This is a genomic window from Escherichia sp. MOD1-EC4550, assembly GCF_963876935.1.
In the GTDB taxonomy this organism is placed as follows: domain Bacteria; phylum Pseudomonadota; class Gammaproteobacteria; order Enterobacterales; family Enterobacteriaceae; genus Escherichia; species Escherichia coli_F.
In genome coordinates, this window is the sequence record NZ_CAWNSE010000003.1 from 53,342 (window position 1) to 72,710 (window position 19,369).

The 19,369-nt window shown below is 50.0% G+C and carries 22 protein-coding genes and 1 tRNA gene; 2 read left to right on the forward strand and 21 right to left on the reverse strand.

Annotated features, from left to right (window positions below; genetic code table 11):
• Window positions 1-267: 267 nt before the first annotated feature.
• From AACU19_RS02965 to proB, 16 genes are all read right to left on the reverse strand, one after another.
• Window positions 268-3,024 (reverse strand): TOPRIM and DUF927 domain-containing protein, encoded by a 2,757-nt coding sequence (locus AACU19_RS02965; protein ID WP_042009141.1) that lies wholly within the window; start codon window positions 3,022-3,024, stop codon window positions 268-270.
• Complete coding sequence (locus AACU19_RS02970) at window positions 3,011-3,382, reverse strand: hypothetical protein (RefSeq protein ID WP_032293867.1); 372 nt, start codon at window positions 3,380-3,382, stop codon at window positions 3,011-3,013. Before AACU19_RS02970 ends, AACU19_RS02965 begins: the two co-directional genes overlap by 14 nt.
• A complete protein-coding gene (locus AACU19_RS02975; RefSeq protein WP_000628966.1) occupies window positions 3,375-3,716 on the reverse strand; it encodes a hypothetical protein in 342 nt (113 codons plus the stop codon). The genes AACU19_RS02970 and AACU19_RS02975 overlap by 8 nt, the downstream gene beginning before the upstream one ends.
• Window positions 3,717-3,726: 10 nt before the next feature.
• Window positions 3,727-4,329, reverse strand: coding sequence for a hypothetical protein (locus tag AACU19_RS02980; RefSeq protein WP_001058740.1), 603 nt, complete (start codon window positions 4,327-4,329; stop codon window positions 3,727-3,729).
• A complete protein-coding gene (locus tag AACU19_RS02985) occupies window positions 4,322-4,543 on the reverse strand; it encodes a hypothetical protein (RefSeq protein WP_000181940.1) in 222 nt (73 codons plus the stop codon). The genes AACU19_RS02980 and AACU19_RS02985 overlap by 8 nt, the downstream gene beginning before the upstream one ends.
• Window positions 4,540-4,803 (reverse strand): hypothetical protein, encoded by a 264-nt coding sequence (locus AACU19_RS02990; RefSeq protein ID WP_001024677.1) that lies wholly within the window; start codon window positions 4,801-4,803, stop codon window positions 4,540-4,542. The genes AACU19_RS02985 and AACU19_RS02990 overlap by 4 nt, the downstream gene beginning before the upstream one ends.
• Window positions 4,800-4,994: a hypothetical protein gene (locus AACU19_RS02995; protein WP_001065661.1), complete on the reverse strand. Its 195-nt coding sequence runs from the start codon at window positions 4,992-4,994 to the stop codon at window positions 4,800-4,802. Before AACU19_RS02995 ends, AACU19_RS02990 begins: the two co-directional genes overlap by 4 nt.
• Window positions 4,987-6,054, reverse strand: coding sequence for an ash family protein (locus AACU19_RS23670; RefSeq protein WP_032293866.1), 1,068 nt, complete (start codon window positions 6,052-6,054; stop codon window positions 4,987-4,989). Before AACU19_RS23670 ends, AACU19_RS02995 begins: the two co-directional genes overlap by 8 nt.
• On the reverse strand, window positions 6,048-6,230 hold the full coding sequence (locus AACU19_RS03010) for a DUF4222 domain-containing protein (RefSeq protein ID WP_000476150.1): 183 nt from the start codon (window positions 6,228-6,230) through the stop codon (window positions 6,048-6,050). Before AACU19_RS03010 ends, AACU19_RS23670 begins: the two co-directional genes overlap by 7 nt.
• Entirely contained in the window at window positions 6,223-7,056 is an 834-nt protein-coding gene (locus AACU19_RS03015; RefSeq protein ID WP_001019369.1) for an antA/AntB antirepressor family protein, read from the reverse strand. The genes AACU19_RS03010 and AACU19_RS03015 overlap by 8 nt, the downstream gene beginning before the upstream one ends.
• Before the next feature lie 12 nt (window positions 7,057-7,068).
• Entirely contained in the window at window positions 7,069-7,500 is a 432-nt protein-coding gene (locus AACU19_RS03020; RefSeq protein WP_032293865.1) for a hypothetical protein, read from the reverse strand.
• A complete protein-coding gene (locus AACU19_RS03025; RefSeq protein ID WP_000035054.1) occupies window positions 7,500-7,703 on the reverse strand; it encodes a helix-turn-helix transcriptional regulator in 204 nt (67 codons plus the stop codon). Before AACU19_RS03025 ends, AACU19_RS03020 begins: the two co-directional genes overlap by 1 nt.
• 427 nt (window positions 7,704-8,130) lie before the next feature.
• Window positions 8,131-9,345 (reverse strand): tyrosine-type recombinase/integrase, encoded by a 1,215-nt coding sequence (locus tag AACU19_RS03030; protein WP_000772646.1) that lies wholly within the window; start codon window positions 9,343-9,345, stop codon window positions 8,131-8,133.
• A 165-nt stretch (window positions 9,346-9,510) separates the two neighbouring features.
• Window positions 9,511-9,586, reverse strand: a tRNA-Thr gene (locus AACU19_RS03035).
• 114 nt (window positions 9,587-9,700) lie between these two features.
• A complete protein-coding gene (gene proA, locus AACU19_RS03040; protein WP_032183298.1) occupies window positions 9,701-10,954 on the reverse strand; it encodes a glutamate-5-semialdehyde dehydrogenase in 1,254 nt (417 codons plus the stop codon).
• 11 nt (window positions 10,955-10,965) lie between these two features.
• Window positions 10,966-12,069 (reverse strand): glutamate 5-kinase, encoded by a 1,104-nt coding sequence (gene proB / locus AACU19_RS03045; protein WP_001285288.1) that lies wholly within the window; start codon window positions 12,067-12,069, stop codon window positions 10,966-10,968.
• 287 nt (window positions 12,070-12,356) lie between these two features.
• Here proB and phoE point away from each other — a divergent pair, with 287 nt between their 5' ends.
• Window positions 12,357-13,412 (forward strand): phosphoporin PhoE, encoded by a 1,056-nt coding sequence (phoE, locus tag AACU19_RS03050; protein ID WP_000749856.1) that lies wholly within the window; start codon window positions 12,357-12,359, stop codon window positions 13,410-13,412.
• Window positions 13,413-13,450: 38 nt separating this feature from the next.
• Here the strand turns inward: phoE and crl are convergent, their stop codons facing one another.
• The 3 genes from crl to gpt all read right to left on the reverse strand — a co-directional run bounded on the left by crl (window position 13,451) and on the right by gpt (window position 15,704).
• Entirely contained in the window at window positions 13,451-13,852 is a 402-nt protein-coding gene (crl, locus tag AACU19_RS03055; protein WP_000174675.1) for a sigma factor-binding protein Crl, read from the reverse strand.
• A gap of 57 nt (window positions 13,853-13,909) precedes the next feature.
• Window positions 13,910-15,154: an esterase FrsA gene (frsA, locus tag AACU19_RS03060; RefSeq protein ID WP_000189544.1), complete on the reverse strand. Its 1,245-nt coding sequence runs from the start codon at window positions 15,152-15,154 to the stop codon at window positions 13,910-13,912.
• Window positions 15,155-15,245: 91 nt separating this feature from the next.
• Window positions 15,246-15,704 carry a xanthine phosphoribosyltransferase gene (gene gpt, locus AACU19_RS03065; protein WP_001291990.1) on the reverse strand — a complete coding sequence of 153 codons (459 nt, stop codon included), beginning with the start codon at window positions 15,702-15,704 and terminating at the stop codon, window positions 15,246-15,248.
• Between the two features lie 260 nt (window positions 15,705-15,964).
• Between gpt and pepD the strand changes: the two genes are divergently transcribed.
• Complete coding sequence (gene pepD, locus AACU19_RS03070; RefSeq protein WP_105278655.1) at window positions 15,965-17,422, forward strand: cytosol nonspecific dipeptidase; 1,458 nt, start codon at window positions 15,965-15,967, stop codon at window positions 17,420-17,422.
• A gap of 56 nt (window positions 17,423-17,478) precedes the next feature.
• Here pepD and prfH read toward each other — a convergent pair whose 3' ends face one another.
• Together prfH and AACU19_RS03080 are read right to left on the reverse strand one after the other, a co-directional pair.
• A complete protein-coding gene (gene prfH / locus AACU19_RS03075) occupies window positions 17,479-18,093 on the reverse strand; it encodes a peptide chain release factor H (protein WP_000602123.1) in 615 nt (204 codons plus the stop codon).
• Entirely contained in the window at window positions 18,090-19,229 is a 1,140-nt protein-coding gene (locus AACU19_RS03080) for an RNA ligase RtcB family protein (protein WP_105278656.1), read from the reverse strand. Before AACU19_RS03080 ends, prfH begins: the two co-directional genes overlap by 4 nt.
• Window positions 19,230-19,369: the final 140 nt, after the last annotated feature.

Genomic DNA, 19,369 nt, shown 5'->3' on the forward strand with positions numbered 1-19,369 from the left:
CTGAACTACGAAAATTTCGTAGTGCTCACTTTCAAAAACGTCACGCCCTTGTACACAGGATTTTACGAAAGTCTCGTAAAACACTCTCTGATGCCAGCCAGGTGTTGTGCGCATCAATTCAGTCACATTGTGTTGGTTCAAAATACCGTGTTGTTGGTTCAGTGTTGGTTCAATAAAAAGAATAAAATCCTTATAAAACAATACTCTTTACAAATTGAACCAACTGAACCAACTGAACCAACGCCTTTTCTACGCACATGAAGAAGCTCATTCTTCAGATGAGTTGTAATCTCCTGGCTGGTAATTGAGTACATAAACGTTTATTTGTCGTCCCTGAATACGTGGTGATTTTCTTTGGTATCCACGACCGCTGTTTGGTGGGGTTAGCATCCCGGCTTTTTTCAACACTTCAGCAAACTGTTTTGCGTTGAAACCACATGCGATCTCCTTTTCAAATGTGGCCGGGAATGTGTAGAAAATCATTGGGCTTTCGTCATGTTCTCCACGCTGACGGTATCCGGCTAAATCTTTGATGGGCAAATCTGCCGGGCTGTATGGAAATGGTGCAAAACGGCTAAGCCCATAGGCATTAAGAAATGCCTCCGTTTGTTCAATAATCTGCTGATGTTCTTTGTTACCTGTGCCGAACTCGCGCAACCATGCGTTATAGCTGTGCTGTATCGCATCACGGCATGTCTGAGCATCCCAGCCTGTTACAACCTCGCCTAACAGCAATGCGGCCTCCAGAATGGCAAATCGCGCGGCTACACGGTGAACCTGCTCACCATAATCGGATGGGATCAGACTTCTCCATCTGCTTTCGCAGTCACGAACAGTTTTAATTGCCTGTTGCTGGTGGTCTGCCAGCCATTTAATCCACTCACGCCCGGCTGCGCCGTGGTGATGCTGGTAAGCGTCTTTCAGTGCGTCTGCGTGCTGTTTTCCGTTCTGGTAATCGTGAAAGCGTACTGCTTTACTCAACGGAATATTCAGCAGTCGCACCAGTTGCCCGGCTTTGGTTTTTCGCCCGGAAGTAGCGATAAATGTTTCTAAATCCATTTCTCCGGTGCTGATTGCCACTGTACGCCAGCGTTTTAGATCCCGGTTTCCACCATCTTTAGCGCCTTGCAGTTTCCCTACACCGTTAAATAACGCATAGGCAGACTGTGAAACACTGACAGGATCAGCGCCCTGACCAACTTCATCAAGCGGCATTAGTCCGTCATTGTGGGCGGCAGCTTCATTTGCCAGCCCCAGCGCGGTTCCGTACCACGTCAGCCGCAGTAAATCAGGGTTGCCGTATAAGCTGCTCGCCACGTTTGCCGTGGTGGTCTTACCTGCGCTCGACTGCTCATAGAAATGAATGCCGAACCCGTCAGCGCCCACCAGCCCAATCAATGGCGCTGCCAGTGCTGCGCCGATCCCGGTCATCATTGAATAGTTACCAAAGGCCAGACGCGCCACGTTATCACGCCAGCTTTTCGCGCTCCCTGAGACGGTATATCCGGCTGCGGCTGAGCTTCTCCCGCTGAACAGCACAGGATTTTCAGGTGTTCCGATGATTTCCCCATCAGGCATGATGTACGCTCCGCATTGCCAGCCAGTGGCATGAGCAACACGCCACAATTCACGAGAGCCACTGCGTTGTAGCCAGTCTGCCAGTATTGCTCTGAGGCTGCTTTTGGTCGTGACATTTACCCCACCAGCTTTAAGTGTGCGCCATCCTTCACGTTCACCAATATCAGCCAGTGGAATGGCAGCGGTTGTCGGCGTTTCAGAACCAAACGACAGCCAGCGAAGAATGAGATACTGGTCTTTATCGTCTCTGCCAGTACCGATAACGCTTAATGGAGAACATAACCAGCTTTCGTTATTGATGATTTCTCCACTCTGGCTGTCAGCTCTCGGAGATACCCAATAAATACCATCCTCGCGGCTTTCTATTCTTGGTTTCAGTGGGTCGGTATCCATAACCTTAAAATCGCTTCCCTCAATGGTCTGTGGCTCCTGTTTCACGCCATTACCCTGTGGTTGGTACATTGACTTATTGAACGCTTCTGTGGCGCATTTAATGCCGTGTTTTTGGTGGTAATCATTCCAGTCTGCTTTGTGATCTGTCGGGGGTAATGCCACCCATCCAGAAACAGATAAAGCTGCTTTTTCTGCTGCTATTCTCCCCGTGTTTTGTCTTCCTTCGCTGTGGTCGTTATCCGCAGCAATGATGATTTGTGCTGAAGGAAATTTATCCCGCAGTACCTGGGCGACATATAACAGGTTCCCGGCATCAATCGCCGCCACTGTCAGCGCCTCTGGACGAATTAAATGGGCAGATAATGCCGTTGCCAGCCCTTCTGCGATTAAGATGCTCTGTGTTGTTTCTGGTGCGTTTATGGCGTGATATGCCCCTCGCTTTGCTGAACCTGTCAGGAGTCTTTTTTCACCATGTGAGGTAATAGTCTGTGCTGCTGTTACTGCGCCGGATTTATCCACCAGCGCCAGCAACAGAGATCCATCGGGCAACACGGGGAATGTAAAATCACCTACCCCTTTCGCAACCAGATAATCAGATTTGCCGTTTACAGCCTTTCTGCGCATGTCATCAAACTGACGGAAAAACGTATCCCGTCTTTGTTGTTCGTCCTTCTCTGCCCTTTTCAGGCGCTCCTGTTCGCGTCGCTGGCGCTCGGTTTCCAGTTGTTCCCGTTTCTGGCTGGTGGCTTCTGGTATTTCCGTTGTCCGGTAATCAATACCCAGAACATCAGCGGCAAGAAGCGCCGCCTCTGTTGTGTCGCAGTTATTTACGCGTTTAATTAAATCCAGTCCATCACCAGCGCCGCACTGATTACAGATGAAGCTACCGCGCCCGTTGTCATCGAACCGGAATCGATCTTTGCCCCCACATGCAGGGCAGGGAGCATGACGGCGCGGAGAGTCAGGGACATTTATGTTCAGGCAGCCCAGCACATGAGGCCAGTTGTTTTCAGACGCACTGATAACCTGACGGATAAGATCAATGTTTCGCATCACCGTACCCCACGTGGTCTATAGCGTTTGCGATATGGCTAACCAGCATCTGCCACTTGGTTATTCCGTAATCAGTCAGCATGCCATCATTGTTTAGCCACATATCAAATTCAGCGGTTGTCGCAAGTTTCCACTTATCGCCGTGGACAGTCCTCATTGCTGGGTACATGAATGCGCAAATCAGATCACAAACATCTGACACCTTCAGAGATGTAGTAATGGTGCGTCCCTCTGGCGTCTGAATTGCCATTTTCTCTTCACCAGTAGAATGAAGGTTATGAATCCACACAGCGCCAGCAATCTTTGCCACCTGCTCTCCGATTGCGGAGCTAAGCGCCATTTCTGCATTTTCACGCATGAGAACCTCCCGCTACAGTTGCGCCCATGTCATTAACCATGCTTTGCCATATCTCACGCCCGACGTCAGTCAATCCGTCCTTAGTGACGCAACGATCAAGAAGCTCTATCCCCACGGTTTCCCACTGCGGGTAGAACACTTTCATGGCTGCCAGTGTGTAGCTATCGATCAGGCTGCGAACGCCTTTTACTCCATTGACGATTTCCACACGGACGGCCTCGCCGTCCGCATCAACCATGAAATAGTCCCCGCCGCTGGTGGAGGTAATGTGGTTATACAGTGCCGACGCATACTTATTTGCCAGCGCATTCAGTCGGAAATTTTTAGTAATCATGGATCCATCCTCAGTGCGTCACTGGTTCCGCTGGCATGCCGTTTTCATTCAGTTCAGCTATAAAGCTGTTGTGAAGTTCAGCAAGCGTTTCACGACCAAATGGAGTCAGTGCTCCTTGTTCCACATCCATCATGGCTCTGTAGAAAATGATGGCGCGTTCTGTGCCAGACTCGATGCCAAAACGTTCTATCATCGCGCCCTCAATGTTGTTTGCCATAGCGAGGCGCTCTGCTACTGGATACAGCGGCATGGCGACGATGCCGTTGGAATAAACAGCCACTTCGGAAGGATTGCCAGTATCATCAATGATGCTGACAGTGCCGTTTTCCTCTCTCATTTCCAGCATGAATACTGTTGCGATCAGCCATCTCCACATAATGACGTTATGCTGTGATGTGTAATCGAAATATCCCTGGTTGCCGCCATCGGCAATAGCGAGATGTATTGACATACCTTCATCTGGTTTATCGTCATAATCCCCGGCATCCAGACGATTTACGGCATCAATATATGAAACGGTCTCAACGCGTTCTGTCATGCCATCGTTGCTGCGGTGCATGATGTTTACGCCGTCAGGCGTTGCTTCTGCATGGAAGGTTAAGAAATTATTCATGTTTCGCCTCGCCTGAATGATTCTGTAACTCATATTTGCCCAACAATTCGTCTGCTTCCTGAATAGCTTCTGGTACGCCATTGAGCAGTGACATAACCGCGCCAATCATTAACTTGTCTCTGTTGCTGGGGCTGGCCCCTTCAAGCCAGAACCCTAAAACAGTCTGAACCTGTTCGATGCGACATTGCGCTTCAATGAGCTGGATGTTGGTCATTTCGCACTCTCCGCATCGATTAAACTGATATCTATCAGGGAGGTAACTTTTTGTAGCCAGCTATTGATTACTGTCGCCTGTTCCCCTCCCACCGATGGAAGAATCTCATTCATCACATGAACCAGACCTGTGCGCGCTCTGGTAAGCCGTTCAGTCGTGCGATCTGCAAGAGTGAATGTGTCTGGATATAGCTCTTCACGACTCAGCAATGATTCAATTTCCAGCTCACACGGATGACGATAAATTAAGTTGATATTCATTTTTCACCCCCAAGAATTACCAGCTCTGCACGGGCATCGTTAACCAAAGATGAGCACGCTTTAATCGCATCCACGACATCAGCAGCGTCCATTTCTTCAGCCGAAAGACTGACAGCAACCAGGACAGCCGCTGCTTGCTCGATTAATTGAAGTGCGGACGTAAGTCGAGGGGCATTAATTGAGTTATTCATTGGTTGCCCCCGTTTTTCCTGGCATTTCGCCACCTTCCAGCAGGAAATGAACGTCACGAACGGCGAGATCCAATATCGCGAGTAACGCCTTCAGTCTTTCGTCTCGTGAGGGAGAGTTGCTCACCAGAATGTCGTTAATCACTTCTGTCAGTGTGATGATCTGGCTTGTGCGTTCGAGGGGATCCATATGCACATCGTAGGTTTTAATCATGTGCCACCTCCATGCGGATACGACCAGCAAAAAAGCAGACGTGATCGCGCACCAGAGAACGGCGAGCATCGCGTTCAGACTCGGCAGCAATATGATGAATTTTGGCGGTAATTGTCGGGCAATCGCGGCGAACTGCGGCGATAATCCAGATAAATTGCGGTTTTTGGGTAGGGGTAGTAGCCAGCATGTGGCAGCCTCCATTCGATAGCATGTAACGCTACCACCGGAAACGCCAATTTCGCTGGTGGTAGCCCAGACAGGGTTGGCGTAACCGGCTCGAATGGATACCGGCGCTTCCGAAGAAGCCCCTGCCTGAGCCACCATTGATTGACAAAGGCGCTGGATTATACACCAACGCCCAAAAAATTGGTGAGTCAGACCTACGACATAAAAAAAGACGCTCGGCGCGTCATATGTCGCCATTCGATTTACCAGGACGCCAATCCCGGCACCCGTTTTATGAGGTGCCTTATAACCATAAACTGTGTTGCCGCATAACGGCAAGCTCTTTTTTATGGACTCCGAAAACTCACTATTGGAAGCACCAGATGCACAATACATCGCGCTCATTTCGTTAACGTCGCGCGTGTGGACGAAGGTTTTTGTGGAGTCACTACGCGAGCAGAGAAAGCCATCTACGACCAGAAATTCTCTGGCGCAGCCGCCGACCTTCTCAACGCTAACACCATCGACCGTAATTTCTGACATAGTTAAGGCATCCGCTCCTACCACCAGAAAATGATAAACTTTGCTTGTATCTGCTGTATTAATGCCAGACTTTGCTGTCATATTGCTGGATTTTGGCGACATACCAGCCAGTGAAAATATCTTCTTCTGGACGGTTAGCATTTGTTAACCTCCGCGAACTCCTTCATGAAGCGCGCCAGCGGTTGTACGCATGGCGATTGATACCCGTCGCGATAAAACGTCACTCGGTTGTGAGACACGCTTTCGACAGTAACGAGTGCTCCGTGGGCATCTTTGTAGCGTTTTTGAGGTTGTGGTGTTCCTGTCGGCTTAAACATGGACCGCCTCCAGACGCTTGGCGAGCCAGCGTTGCGACAGGCGGGTGAGTTCTCCTTTGCGCTGCTCATATTCCATGCCCATATCAATTAACGTGATATTGGTGCTTTCGAGATATGAGAGGTGCTCAAGCTGTTCTGCGTTCATATGGTCGCGAGGTTCGCCAGAATAGCCATTTATCCGCGCCCACTGCTTAGCAGTTAGCCCTCCAAGAACGATACGAGAAATCATATTGCTCTCGTTTGTGTAGTGGTGTTGCTGCGTCGTTTTCCCCTGCTCGGCACGGGCCATATTCAGCGCATCGCACATTGGCTTAAAGTTGTTTGCGGCACTGATACGGGCTTTTAGCTGGCGACGATAGCGGGCGGCGATTTCAGGCACGCTACGCTGTAATTCTTCCTCGCACTGGATGAAATAACGACGGATAGCGCGACCCTGATCATTGCGTTCGATCATTGCCAGTTCTTTCGCCATTCCGACACTTAACAGATAGTCTTTGCCGGGTCTGCCAGACTGCTTAATCTTGCTGTAAGCCGCGCCATTCGGGCTTTTCCCCAAATTTGGGGAAATTGTTTTATGGACTGAGTAATCGTGCCCAATGGTGAAGTCATATTCAGAGATGCGATCAGTGATCCATGTAGAGAAGTCTTTTCCCACGCCCAACGCTTTGTGTAACGCTTTTGCGCTAACAATATTGGTTTCACGCCCACCGATGTGACCAGGAATAACCGGGACAATTGCGGCAAATTCATTACCGTTAATTGTGCCCAGAGAGGCGTTCAGATGAGGGGCGGCCTCAGAAATTAATCTGCTTTTTTCGATGTTCATTTTCAGTCTCCGTTAGGCGGCGTTAAACGCGTCCGGGTAGAGTTTCAGAATGTCGGTAATTTCCTGCTGAGAAAGTCCGTTGTGATCATTTATGCTCGCAAGATAGTTAACATGAGTGATCACTTTCAGAACATCACCACGGCAGGAGAAACGGTAGCGAAGGTGTGTTCCGATACCATCAGGATTCTTTTCGTCGATACGCTCCAGAGTGATTCCAAGCTGGCGTTCTAACTCTGTTGCATAGTTACGACCAGAAGACAGACGGCAGTAGCGAAGAATGTCATTTTCTGTCCATCCCTCTATACCAGTACGCAGCATATAGACTCGGGCACGATGCTTTTTCGGTGTGCGCTTTGGTGCTTGAAGGGATTTTGTAAGGGGCGTAATGTCAGATACGCGAATATCTGAATTAGCCGCCTGTAATGGGCGGTTTTTCTTTTCCATCAGGCCACCTCGTCTCTAGATTCTAATATACACTTCTCAATCCATTCATCTATTTCAGACTCAACAAAAGCAATTGCCCGACTTCCAATTTTTACCTGTTTAGGGAACCTCCCCTGACTAATAAGACGATAAATCCATGCTTTGCTATAACCAGTTCGCCTTTGAACTTCAGAGAGACGAATTAATGAATTGTAATTAGCCATTTATTAATATCCTGTACTAATGACGCAATAACCCCCTCCTGCAACGAATGGCGAGAGTTTTATTTGCGTCAAATGTCGAATACGCCAAAGACCACAATATGAAAAACATATTGCGGTCTTTTATAAAAGATAGTCAGATTGTTTTGGTTTGTTTGCTCCACAAGGGTAGAGCTACCCTGCATTTCGGCAGGATCACGCTATTAGGCGTGACATCCAGTAGTGTTAAAGAACAATTGCGCTTTGTCAGCGCCAAAGCCTGTTAAAGAACATTCCGCTTTTCAGCAGCGTAGAAGGCTCAATACACCTTCGTTTATAAAAGAGCGATTGCCCTTCTCCAGGGCTAACTGTTAAATAGCAATCCTCTGTGAGTTTTTATCAATCTACTCCCCTATACTTTAGTAAACCTCTGTATACTTGTCCAGTTGTTTCATGCGTGTTTTTCAAACACCATATGCACCACATTTCCGCCATGCTCGAGAGAATCCATATAGTCGGCATACCATTGAAGCATCTCCCGCCGTCCATCCAGATATTGCGCATGGTTGTATGTGCCACGAATTGAGTTCTTATCAACGTGAGCGAGCTGCGTTTCTATCCACGCGGTGTTATAGCCCTGCTCATGCAAAATCGTGCTCATAGTGTGTCGGAACCCATGACCAGTTACACGTCCAGCGTAGCCAATGCGCTTAAACACTTGGTTTATGCTGGCCTCACTCATTGTTTTCCTTGGATCATTGCGCCCGGGAAACATAAGAGGGTAATTGCCTGTTATTTCTCTAATCTTCCCAATAAGCGAAAGAGCCTGCTCAGACAATGGCACAATATGAGGCCGCCGCATTTTCATACGTGAAGCGGGTATCTCCCATATAGCCTTGTTGAAATCAATTTCATCCCATAATGCGCCACGTAGTTCGCCAGTTCGCAAGCCGGTGATAATCAGTAGACGAGCCGCCATAACAACCAATGCGCTTCCTGAGTAACTGGACAATGCCTTGAAAAAATCAGGTAATTCTTTGGTCGTAAGGAAAGGGTAATGATTAGATTCATGGCCTTGCATCGCGCTAGTAAGGTCTGGTGCAGGGTTATACTCTGCGCGACCAGTGACTATTGCATAGCGGAAAACTTCCCCGCACCGCTGCCTCACTTTTTTGGCTTTTTCTGTCGCACCGCGCCCCTCGATGCGCCGCAGCACATTCAGAAGTTCAAGTGGTTTGATTTCGGCGATTGGTTTTTTGCCAATGTAAGGGAACACATCTTTGTTGAAGGCTTCGAGGATGTCTGAAGCATAACCAGCAGACCATTTTTTTAATTTGCTGCTGTGCCACTCAAGGGCAATATCTTTGAAGGTGTTGTTTAACTGCGTTTCCCGGGCAATCTTTTCCTCTCGTTTCGCTTCCATCGGATCGATACCACCAGCGATACCTCTTTTCGCATCTTCACGTTTTGCCCGAGCATCGGCTAGAGTAACCTCAGGATACACACCTAGTGCCAATAGCTTCTCTTTACCAGCTACACGATATTTAAGTCGCCAGTATTTACCTCCATTAGGTTTTACCAAGAGATACAAACCGCCACCATCGGCCAGCTTGTAAGCCTTCTCTTTTGGCTTGGCTGTGTCTATTTGACGGGCATTGAGTTTCACTTGGGGGTACCTCCACTAAACCGAACAGCAAATACCCCCATAAGTACCCCCATCTGACCGTAGATTTTGAGGGACTTTAGTAGACGTCAAAAGACGAACGGGGCTTTAATACGTGGATTATAAGGGGTTTTGAAAGACTTTAGTAGACTTGGGGAGATGTTTGAATGGTGCCGATAATAGGAGTCGAACCTACGACCTTCGCATTACGAATGCGCTGCTCTACCAACTGAGCTATATCGGCCCTGAAAGGACATGTTCACGAGCGTGAATCACGGTGGACAAGGTTAAAACTAACCGGGCGATGCGTCAATGGCCTTGTGAATCAAATGGCTACTTTTGCATCACCCGGTTTTATTTACGCACGAATGGTGTAATCACCAATGCCGATCCACTTGTAGGTGGTCAGAGCTTCCAGCCCCATTGGGCCGCGCGCGTGGAGTTTTTGTGTGCTTACCGCAACTTCCGCCCCCAGACCAAACTGGCCGCCGTCGGTAAAACGCGTAGAGGCGTTAACGTAAACAGCGGAGGAATCCACTTCGTTAACAAAACGCTGGGCGTTGCGCATATCGCGGGTCAGGATCGCATCGGAATGTTGCGTGCCGTGTTCACGAATATGGGCGATAGCATCGTCAAGATCGCTGACGATTTTGACGTTCAAGTCTAATGACAGGAACTCATCGTCATACTCTTCGGCTTTAACAGCCACCACCTTCGCGGGGCCTGCCTGCAACTGCGCCAGCGCAGTTGCGTCAGCGTGTAATGTCACGCCGCTTTCCGCCATTTGCTTGCTTAATGCGGGCAGGAAGCTATCTGCGATGTTTTTATTTACCAGCAACGTTTCTACCGTATTACACGTGCTCGGGCGCTGAGTTTTCGCGTTGACAATCACTTTCAATGCTTCAGCGATCTCTGCACTTTCATCAACGTAAATATGGCATACGCCTATACCACCTGTGATTACCGGAATCGTCGACTGCTCGCGGCACAGTTTATGCAAACCAGCCCCGCCGCGCGGGATCAGCATGTCGATGTATTTATCCATACGCAGCATTTCACTGACCAGCGCACGGTCAGGATTATCAATCGCCTGCACGGCACCCGCCGGTAAGCCACAGGATTTCAGGGCGTCCTGAATCACCGCCACCGTTGCCGCGTTAGTGCGACACGTTTCTTTGCCGCCGCGCAGGATCACCGCGTTACCTGTTTTCAGGCACAGCGAAGCGACATCTACCGTCACGTTCGGGCGCGCTTCATAAATCACGCCAATCACCCCCAGCGGCACGCGACGGCGTTCCAGACGCAGGCCGCTGTCCAGCACCCCGCCATCAATTACCTGCCCCACTGGATCGGCGAGGTTACATACCTGGCGCACATCATCGGCAATGCTTTTCAGCCGTGCGGGCGTCAGTGCCAGGCGGTCAAGCATCGCTTCGCTAAGGCCATTGGCACGCGCGTCAGCAACATCCTGGGCGTTAGCATTGAGGATGCTTTCGCTTTGTGCTTCCAGTTCATCGGCGATTTTTTCCAGCACGCGATTTTTTTCGCGGCTGGAGAGTTGCGCTAATTTATACGAGGCTTGCTTCGCGGCAATGCCCATTTTTTCCAGCATCGGCCTGCTCCTTAACGGGTAATCATGTCATCACGGTGAACGGCAACCGGGCCGTATTCATATCCCAGTATTGCATCAATTTCTTGCGAGTGGTGTCCGGCAATACGGCGTAATGCATCGCTGTTGTAACGACTAACGCCGTGGGCGATATCGCGACCTTCGAGGTTGCAAATGCGGATGACTTCACCACGCGAGAAATTGCCAGTCACGCTTTTAATGCCTTTCGGCAACAGGGAGCTGCCGCGTTCAAGAATGGCGGCGGTTGCCCCTTCATCTACCGTGATTTCACCCGCAGGCGGCGCACCGAAAATCCAACGTTTGCGGTTTTCAAGCGGAGTCGCCTGGGCATGGAACAGCGTACCGACGGAAATACCTTCCATCACATCACCAATGACACCCGGCTTACTGCCCGCGGCAATAATGGTGTCGATACCCGCACGGCAAGCCACGTCAGCGGCCTGCAATTTAGTGCTCATGCCGCCGGTTCCAAGACCTGAAACGCTATCACCGGCAATCGCGCGCAGTGCGTCATCAATGCCATACACATCTTTAATCAGTTCTGCCTGCGGATTGCTACGCGGATCAGCGGTATACAAACCTTTTTGATCGGTCAGCAACAACAGTTTATCGGCACCCGCCAGAATCGCCGCCAGCGCCGAAAGGTTATCGTTATCGCCGACTTTAATCTCTGCAGTAGCGACAGCATCGTTCTCATTGATTACCGGAACGATGTTGTTATCGAGCAGCGCACGCAAGGTGTCGCGGGCGTTTAGGAAGCGTTCACGGTCTTCCATATCAGCACGAGTTAGCAGCATCTGCCCGACGTGAATGCCATAAATCGAAAACAGCTGTTCCCACAGTTGAATCAGTCGACTCTGCCCTACCGCCGCCAGAAGTTGTTTCGAGGCGATAGTCGCTGGCAGTTCCGGGTAACCCAGGTGCTCACGTCCGGCGGCAATCGCCCCCGACGTCACAATTACAATCCGATGCCCGGCGGCATGTAGCTGCGCGCACTGGCGAACAAGTTCAACGATATGGGCACGGTTCAGGCGGCGCGATCCGCCTGTTAGCACACTGGTGCCGAGTTTTACCACCAGCGTCTGGCTGTCACTCATGATTCTCTGCCATTCAATTTTAGGGAAAATGATATCAAACGAACGTTTTAGCAGGACTGTCGCCGGTTGCCAACCATCTGCAAGCAAAGCATGGCGTTTTGTTGCGCGGGATCAGCAAGCGTAGCGGCAGTTGTTTACGCTTTTATTACAGATTTAATAAATTACCACATTTTAAGAATATCATTAATCTGTAATATATCTTTAACAATCTCAGGTTAAAAACTTTCCTGTTTTCAACGGGACACTCCCGCTGAATATTCGCGCGTTAATTAAAATCAGGAATGAAAATGAAAAAGAGCACTCTGGCATTAGTGGTGATGGGCATTGTGGCATCGGCATCCGTACAGGCCGCAGAAATATATAACAAAGACGGTAATAAACTGGATATCTATGGCAAAGTTAAAGCCATGCATTATATGAGCGATAATGACAGTAAAGATGGCGACCAGAGTTATATCCGTTTTGGTTTTAAAGGCGAAACACAAATTAACGATCAACTGACCGGTTATGGTCGCTGGGAAGCCGAGTTTGCCGGAAATAAAGCAGAGAGTGATACTGCTCAGCAAAAAACGCGTCTTGCCTTTGCCGGGTTGAAATATAAAGATTTGGGTTCTTTCGACTATGGTCGTAACCTGGGGGCGCTGTATGACGTGGAAGCATGGACCGATATGTTCCCGGAATTCGGCGGCGATTCCTCCGCGCAGACCGACAACTTTATGACCAAACGCGCCAGCGGACTGGCAACGTATCGGAACACCGACTTCTTCGGCGTTATCGATGGTCTGAACTTAACCCTGCAATATCAAGGAAAAAACGAAAACCGCGACGTTAAAAAGCAAAACGGTGATGGCTTCGGCACGTCATTGACATATGACTTTGGCGGCAGCGATTTCGCCATTAGTGGGGCCTATACCAACTCCGATCGCACCAACGAGCAGAACCTGCAAAGCCGTGGCACGGGCAAGCGTGCAGAAGCATGGGCAACAGGCCTGAAATACGATGCCAATAATATTTACCTGGCAACTTTCTATTCTGAAACGCGTAAAATGACGCCAATCTCTGGCGGCTTTGCCAATAAGACGCAGAACTTTGAAGCAGTCGCTCAATACCAATTCGACTTTGGCCTGCGTCCATCGCTGGGTTATGTCTTATCGAAAGGGAAAGATATTGAGGGCATCGGTGATGAGGATCTGGTCAATTATATTGATGTCGGTGCTACATATTATTTCAACAAAAATATGTCAGCGTTTGTTGATTATAAAATCAACCAACTGGACAGCGATAACAAATTAAATATTAATAATGATGATATTGTCGCGGTTGGGATGACCTATCAGTTTTAATGGAGATTGCCGGATGCGGCGCATCCGGCACTTTTCACTCACGCGGTTAACTTCACCGGTTCATCACGAAAATCATCCGCCGGTTCCAGCTTCAGATTCAGTGTCGTCAGCAGTTCACGCAGCTTCTCATGAAACTCACGCAGGGTATGTTCCAGTCGCTCAACCACTTCGGCATCTTTTACCGGAACGTTCTTCCAGTCGCCTGCTTTATCGAACAGACCAAACTGGTAGCTGTAAGTAAAACGGGATTCCTGCGCTTCAAGCTCCATCCACCAACCCCAGAACTCACGCACTTCCGGCGCTGGTTTCACGTTGACGCATACAGCCAGACAATCGAAAAAGAATCGATTATCTTCGCACTTACCTTCACGAATATAGGGGCCTAGTGCGGTAAATTTTTTGATCAATCTGCTCTTCGGGTGTCCACTCGGTAACGTCATTGCGATCTCCTGTTGTGATGCACCTGTTTTACCAAACTGGTAAAATTTAGCAAATTTTTAACACAATCGTTTTTCGATCCAGCTCGTGATTTCCTGAAGACCTTTGTCAAAATTCCGATACACCGGATTAAATGGAATCTCTAACAATTTACCATCAGCAGATGATGAGGTGATTAAGCGTGAGTCCTCTTCCGGGCTGAACGGATCGTTCTTCCAGTAGCCTGATAACATTGGCGTCGGGCAGCGACGGCCCAGCAATCCTTGCACTTTTAATGAATAACGATTCAGTTCCACACGCAACGCTTCATCGGAAGCATCATGCATCCCCAAACGACTCGCCAGAACGTCAAGATACATTTCCGGCACCTGTTGCTGGCACTTAAAATCACTCAACAGGGTATGAACTACCGGACCAAGACAAGCAACCGCTTTCAGACGCGGCGATTCAAGATATGCCAGACGCACAGCAACGTTAGCGCCAAAACGGAAACCAAAGGCCGCGACACGGGTGTGATCCACCCACGGGACGTTAGGCAGCGCCTTTAAGACGTGCTGATGCAACAGGCTGGAGTCCTGAGTGAGCTTCCATTTTGAAGAAAAGCCCACCGACGGCATATCAATAGTCAGCATCGCAATGCCGCGCGGGGCAAAATAACGTTCATACAGACTGTAATAATCCGTCTGCATCGCATCCAGACCACCACACATTAATACCGTCGGGAACGGGCCATCGCCTTTCGGCATATGCAAAAAGCCGGTGATGGGCGCACCGCCTGGTACGGTAAACTCCATCTGCCGCATCGTGCCCGGCAGACGTTGGGCGGCCTCTTCATAGGCACGGTTTGACAAAGCCTGCGCTTGCTCGGCCAGGTCATCCCCTTTCAGATGAGGATAGGCGGCAATGTTGTACAACGTGGCCGCATGCAGCCAGTGACGACCACTGAGTTGTGGATCTTCTTCCGCACAAGCTTTTTGTTGCCACACCATCGCCTGGGTGGCCCATTCATAAATCCAGTTGCCGCCGCGGTAGCCAATCACCGTATCGTATAAATCATCGTCGGTACGTTCGGCATCGCTCATCACAATACGCGCCTGGACGTCGAGGATTTCACGTGGGTCAATGCCGCGCCAGATCCACATCAGACGGTTAATCATGCGATACCAGTGAGGGATGGTTTTACCATCAAGGGCCGACTGCACAGGCGGTTGTGCGCCGTGATTAAAGCGGCGGACTAGCGTCGAGGTTTCAGGATGTTTAAAGCGGGGTTTGAACAGGGTTTCGCTCAGGTTTGCCTGTGTCATGGATGCAGCCTCCAGAATACTTACTGGAAACTATTGTAACCTGCCTGAAGTTAAAAAGAACAACGCCCGGCAGTGCCAGGCGTTGAAAAGATTAGCGACCGGAGATTGGCGGGACGAATACGACGCCCATATCCCACGGTTGTTCAATCCAGGTATCTTGTGGGATATCAACAACATAATCATCAACCAGCGGACGACCTGCCGGTTTAGCGAAGATGGTGACAAAGTGCGCTTTTGGATACATTTCACGAATCGCAACCGCAGTACCGCCGGTATCCACCAGATCATCAATAACGATGAAGCCTTCGCCATCGCCTTCTGCGCGTTTCAGCACTTTAAGCTCGCGCTGGTTGTCGTGATCGTAGCTGGAAATACAAACGGTATCGACATGACGAATACCCAGTTCACGCGCCAGTAACGCACCCGGTACCAGACCGCCACGGCTTACGGCAATAATGCCTTTCCATTGTTCAGAAGGCATCAGTCGGCTTGCGAGTTTACGTGCATGGATCTGCAACATGTCCCAGGTGACGATGTATTTTTCGCTCATGTGAAGTGTCCCAGCCTGTTTATCTACGGCTTAAAAAGTGTTCGAGGGGAAAATAGGTTGCGCGAGATTATAGAGATCTGGCGCACTAAAAACCAGTATTTCACATGAGTCCGCGTCTTTTTACGCACAGCCTCTCCCTGACGCGGGATAAAGTGGTATTCTCAAACATATCTCGCAAGCCTGTCTTGTGTTGACAACATTTTCTGCTAACCCTGTGACCTGCAATACTGTTTTGCGGGTGATCGACAAGGAGACTTAACGTGTCTGAACTGTCTCAATTATCTCCACAGCCGCTGTGGGATATTTTTGCCAAAATCTGTTCTATTCCTCACCCGTCCTATCATGAAGAGCAACTCGCTGAATACATTGTTGGTTGGGCAAAAGAGAAAGGTTTCCATGTCGAACGCGATCAGGTAGGTAATATCCTGATTCGTAAACCTGCTACCGCAGGTATGGAAAATCGTAAACCGGTCGTCTTGCAGGCCCACCTCGATATGGTGCCGCAGAAAAATAACGACACCGTGCATGACTTCACTAAAGATCCTATCCAGCCTTATATTGATGGCGAATGGGTTAAAGCGCGCGGCACCACGCTGGGTGCAGATAACGGCATTGGTATGGCCTCTGCACTGGCGGTTCTGGCTGACGAAAACGTGGTTCACGGCCCGCTGGAAGTGCTGCTGACCATGACCGAAGAAGCCGGTATGGACGGGGCGTTCGGCTTACAGAGCAACTGGTTGCAGGCTGACATTCTGATTAACACCGACTCCGAAGAAGAAGGTGAAATCTACATGGGTTGTGCTGGGGGTATCGACTTCACCTCCAACCTGCATTTAGATCGTGAAGCCGTTCCGGCTGGTTTTGAAACCTTCAAATTAACCTTAAAAGGTCTGAAAGGCGGTCACTCCGGCGGTGAAATCCACGTTGGCCTGGGTAACGCGAACAAACTGCTGGTGCGCTTCCTGGCGGGACATGCAGAAGAACTGGACCTGCGTCTTATCGATTTCAACGGCGGCACACTGCGTAACGCCATCCCGCGTGAAGCCTTTGCGACCGTTGCTGTCGCAGCTGATAAAGTCGACGCCCTGAAAACGCTGGTGAATACCTATCAGGAGATCCTGAAAAACGAGCTGGCAGAGAAAGAGAAAAATCTGGCCTTGTTGCTGGACTCTGTTGCGAACGACAAAGCTGCCCTGATTGCGAAATCTCGCGATACCTTTATTCGTCTGTTGAACGCCACCCCTAACGGTGTGATCCGCAACTCCGACGTAGCAAAAGGCGTGGTTGAAACCTCACTGAACGTCGGTGTCGTGACCATGACCGACAACAACGTAGAAATTCACTGCCTGATCCGTTCTCTGATCGACAGCGGTAAAGACTACGTGGTGAGCATGCTGGATTCGCTGGGTAAACTGGCAGGCGCGAAAACCGAAGCGAAAGGCGCATATCCTGGCTGGCAGCCAGACGCTAACTCTCCGGTGATGCATCTGGTACGCGAAACCTATCAGCGTCTGTTCAACAAGACGCCGAACATCCAGATTATCCACGCGGGTCTGGAATGTGGCCTGTTTAAAAAGCCGTATCCGGAAATGGACATGGTTTCTATCGGGCCAACCATCACCGGTCCACACTCTCCGGATGAGCAAGTTCACATCGAAAGCGTAGGCCATTACTGGACACTGCTGACTGAACTGCTGAAAGAAATTCCGGCGAAGTAATTTTTTGATTTGCTGCCGGATGGCGTTTGATCGTCTTCCGGCAGTTTCATCCTTTCTTATCCTTCGATAAAAGCCATCCCTGTAAACGTCCGTCGCGGGTTGCCACGTTCAATCTGGTGATGGAACATTCGCCGCTGCGATTTCAGCGCCGCGCTATTTTCCTGTTGCTGTTGCTCCAGCTTCCAAGCAATCAGCAATCGCGCCAGCCGTTTGTTGGCATGTTGGCTGCGCTCTGACTGAACCTTCACGCTAATCCCGGATGCCAGATGCGTGGCGCGTACCGCCGAGTCGGTTTTATTGACATGTTGACCGCCCGGCCCCGACGAACGCAGCGTCTCATAACGGATTGCATCCGATTGTTCCTGCTCATCAGCGGTAAAACGCCCAATGCCCAGAAACCAGTTTTTGCGCCCATGATGAGGCCGATACGGGCTTGGGCAAATCCACTGAATAGTGCCGCACCAACTTTCGCTTAATGCCCATGCGTTATCGCCATCCAGAGAAATCAGCGCCGAACGCAGCGTGTCAGAGTAGCGGCCCGTTTCTGTTTCCAGCACCGTTACCGCGACGTCTTGTCGGGTAGCTTCTTTAATCAACCTGTCCAGCGCCTTTTTCACTGCGAGACAACATTCTTCCGGTCCCTGAGCTGAGGAGAGTTGCAGCAAGATCATCCTTTTTTCCCTCCACTGTTTTTGAGCGTTAGCACCGGACGCAGTCGCGCGACAGGAATAATTAACCCAGCCTGCACCAGACATTGCACCACGCTTTCAGCCGATTTATAAGCTTGTGGCGCTTCTTCAAAGATGAGTTGTTTATCGCGACAAATTACCCGGCTGCCAAGTTCAGTACGTGAGAGCTGCGTCGCTGTGTATTTCGCTGCCAGACGCCCTTTACACTCGGTGCGCCCCCATTTACGCCCAGCCCCATGCGCCAGCGAATGCAATGTTTCCTCACTCCTGACGGGCTGAACCAGCCAGGAGTAATCACCGCGTGAACCGGGAATAATCACCAGACCGTTGTCATCCGGCGTAGCCCCTTTACGGTGTAACCATCCTTGTTGATCGCCGATTCGACATGCGCTAACAAAGTTATGCGCCACATCCAGAACCGAATTTCCGTTGGCCTTAACTTGTTGCATTATGCGCAAAGCGATCAGCTGGCGATTAATACGCGCAAACGCCAGCGCATCATCATGTTCCGCAATATAACTTAGCGCGTCGTCACTGCCTTCAGGCAAACCATGATGCGAAAACGAGGCAATATGCCGCTGTAAAATAGACTGCCCTAAACCACGCGAGCCGCTATGGACCAGCAGTTGCAGATGCTGCGCATCCAGACCTGACAGTGCAAACAGTTCCGCGTCGATGATTTGATCAATCTGTTGCAGTTCTGCAAAGTGGTTACCGCCACCGATAGAGCCAAGCGCGCAGCGCCACGGATGCTGTGCAAACGCTGACGGCAGGTTTTCCTCCAGCCAGCTTTCTTCAGCAACGTCATCCAGCGCAGATAATCGCTTTTCAAACTTATCGGCGTTGTATTTGCGCGCGAGAATATCTGTTTGCCATAGCGCCATGCCGCAGCCGATATCATTGCCGACCAGTGCCGGGTAAAAACGGCCTACGGAGAAGAACGCTGCGCCAATCGGATAGCCGCGTCCGGGGTGTAAATCTGGCATCCCCACTACGCGCTGCATGTTGGGTAAATTTGCCGTGATGTGTAATTGTTGGATCGCTGAACTCTCGATCCACAGGTCATCAGATGCGATGGTAAGTACCGCATCGGATAAGGGACGAATATATTTGCCCATGTATCATTCCATTTATACTCGTCATACTTCAAGTTGCATGTACTGCGACTGCGTTCGTTCACCCCAGTCACTTACTTTAGTAAGCTCCTGGGGATTCACTCGCTTGTCGCCTTCCTGCAACTCGAATTATTTAGAGTATA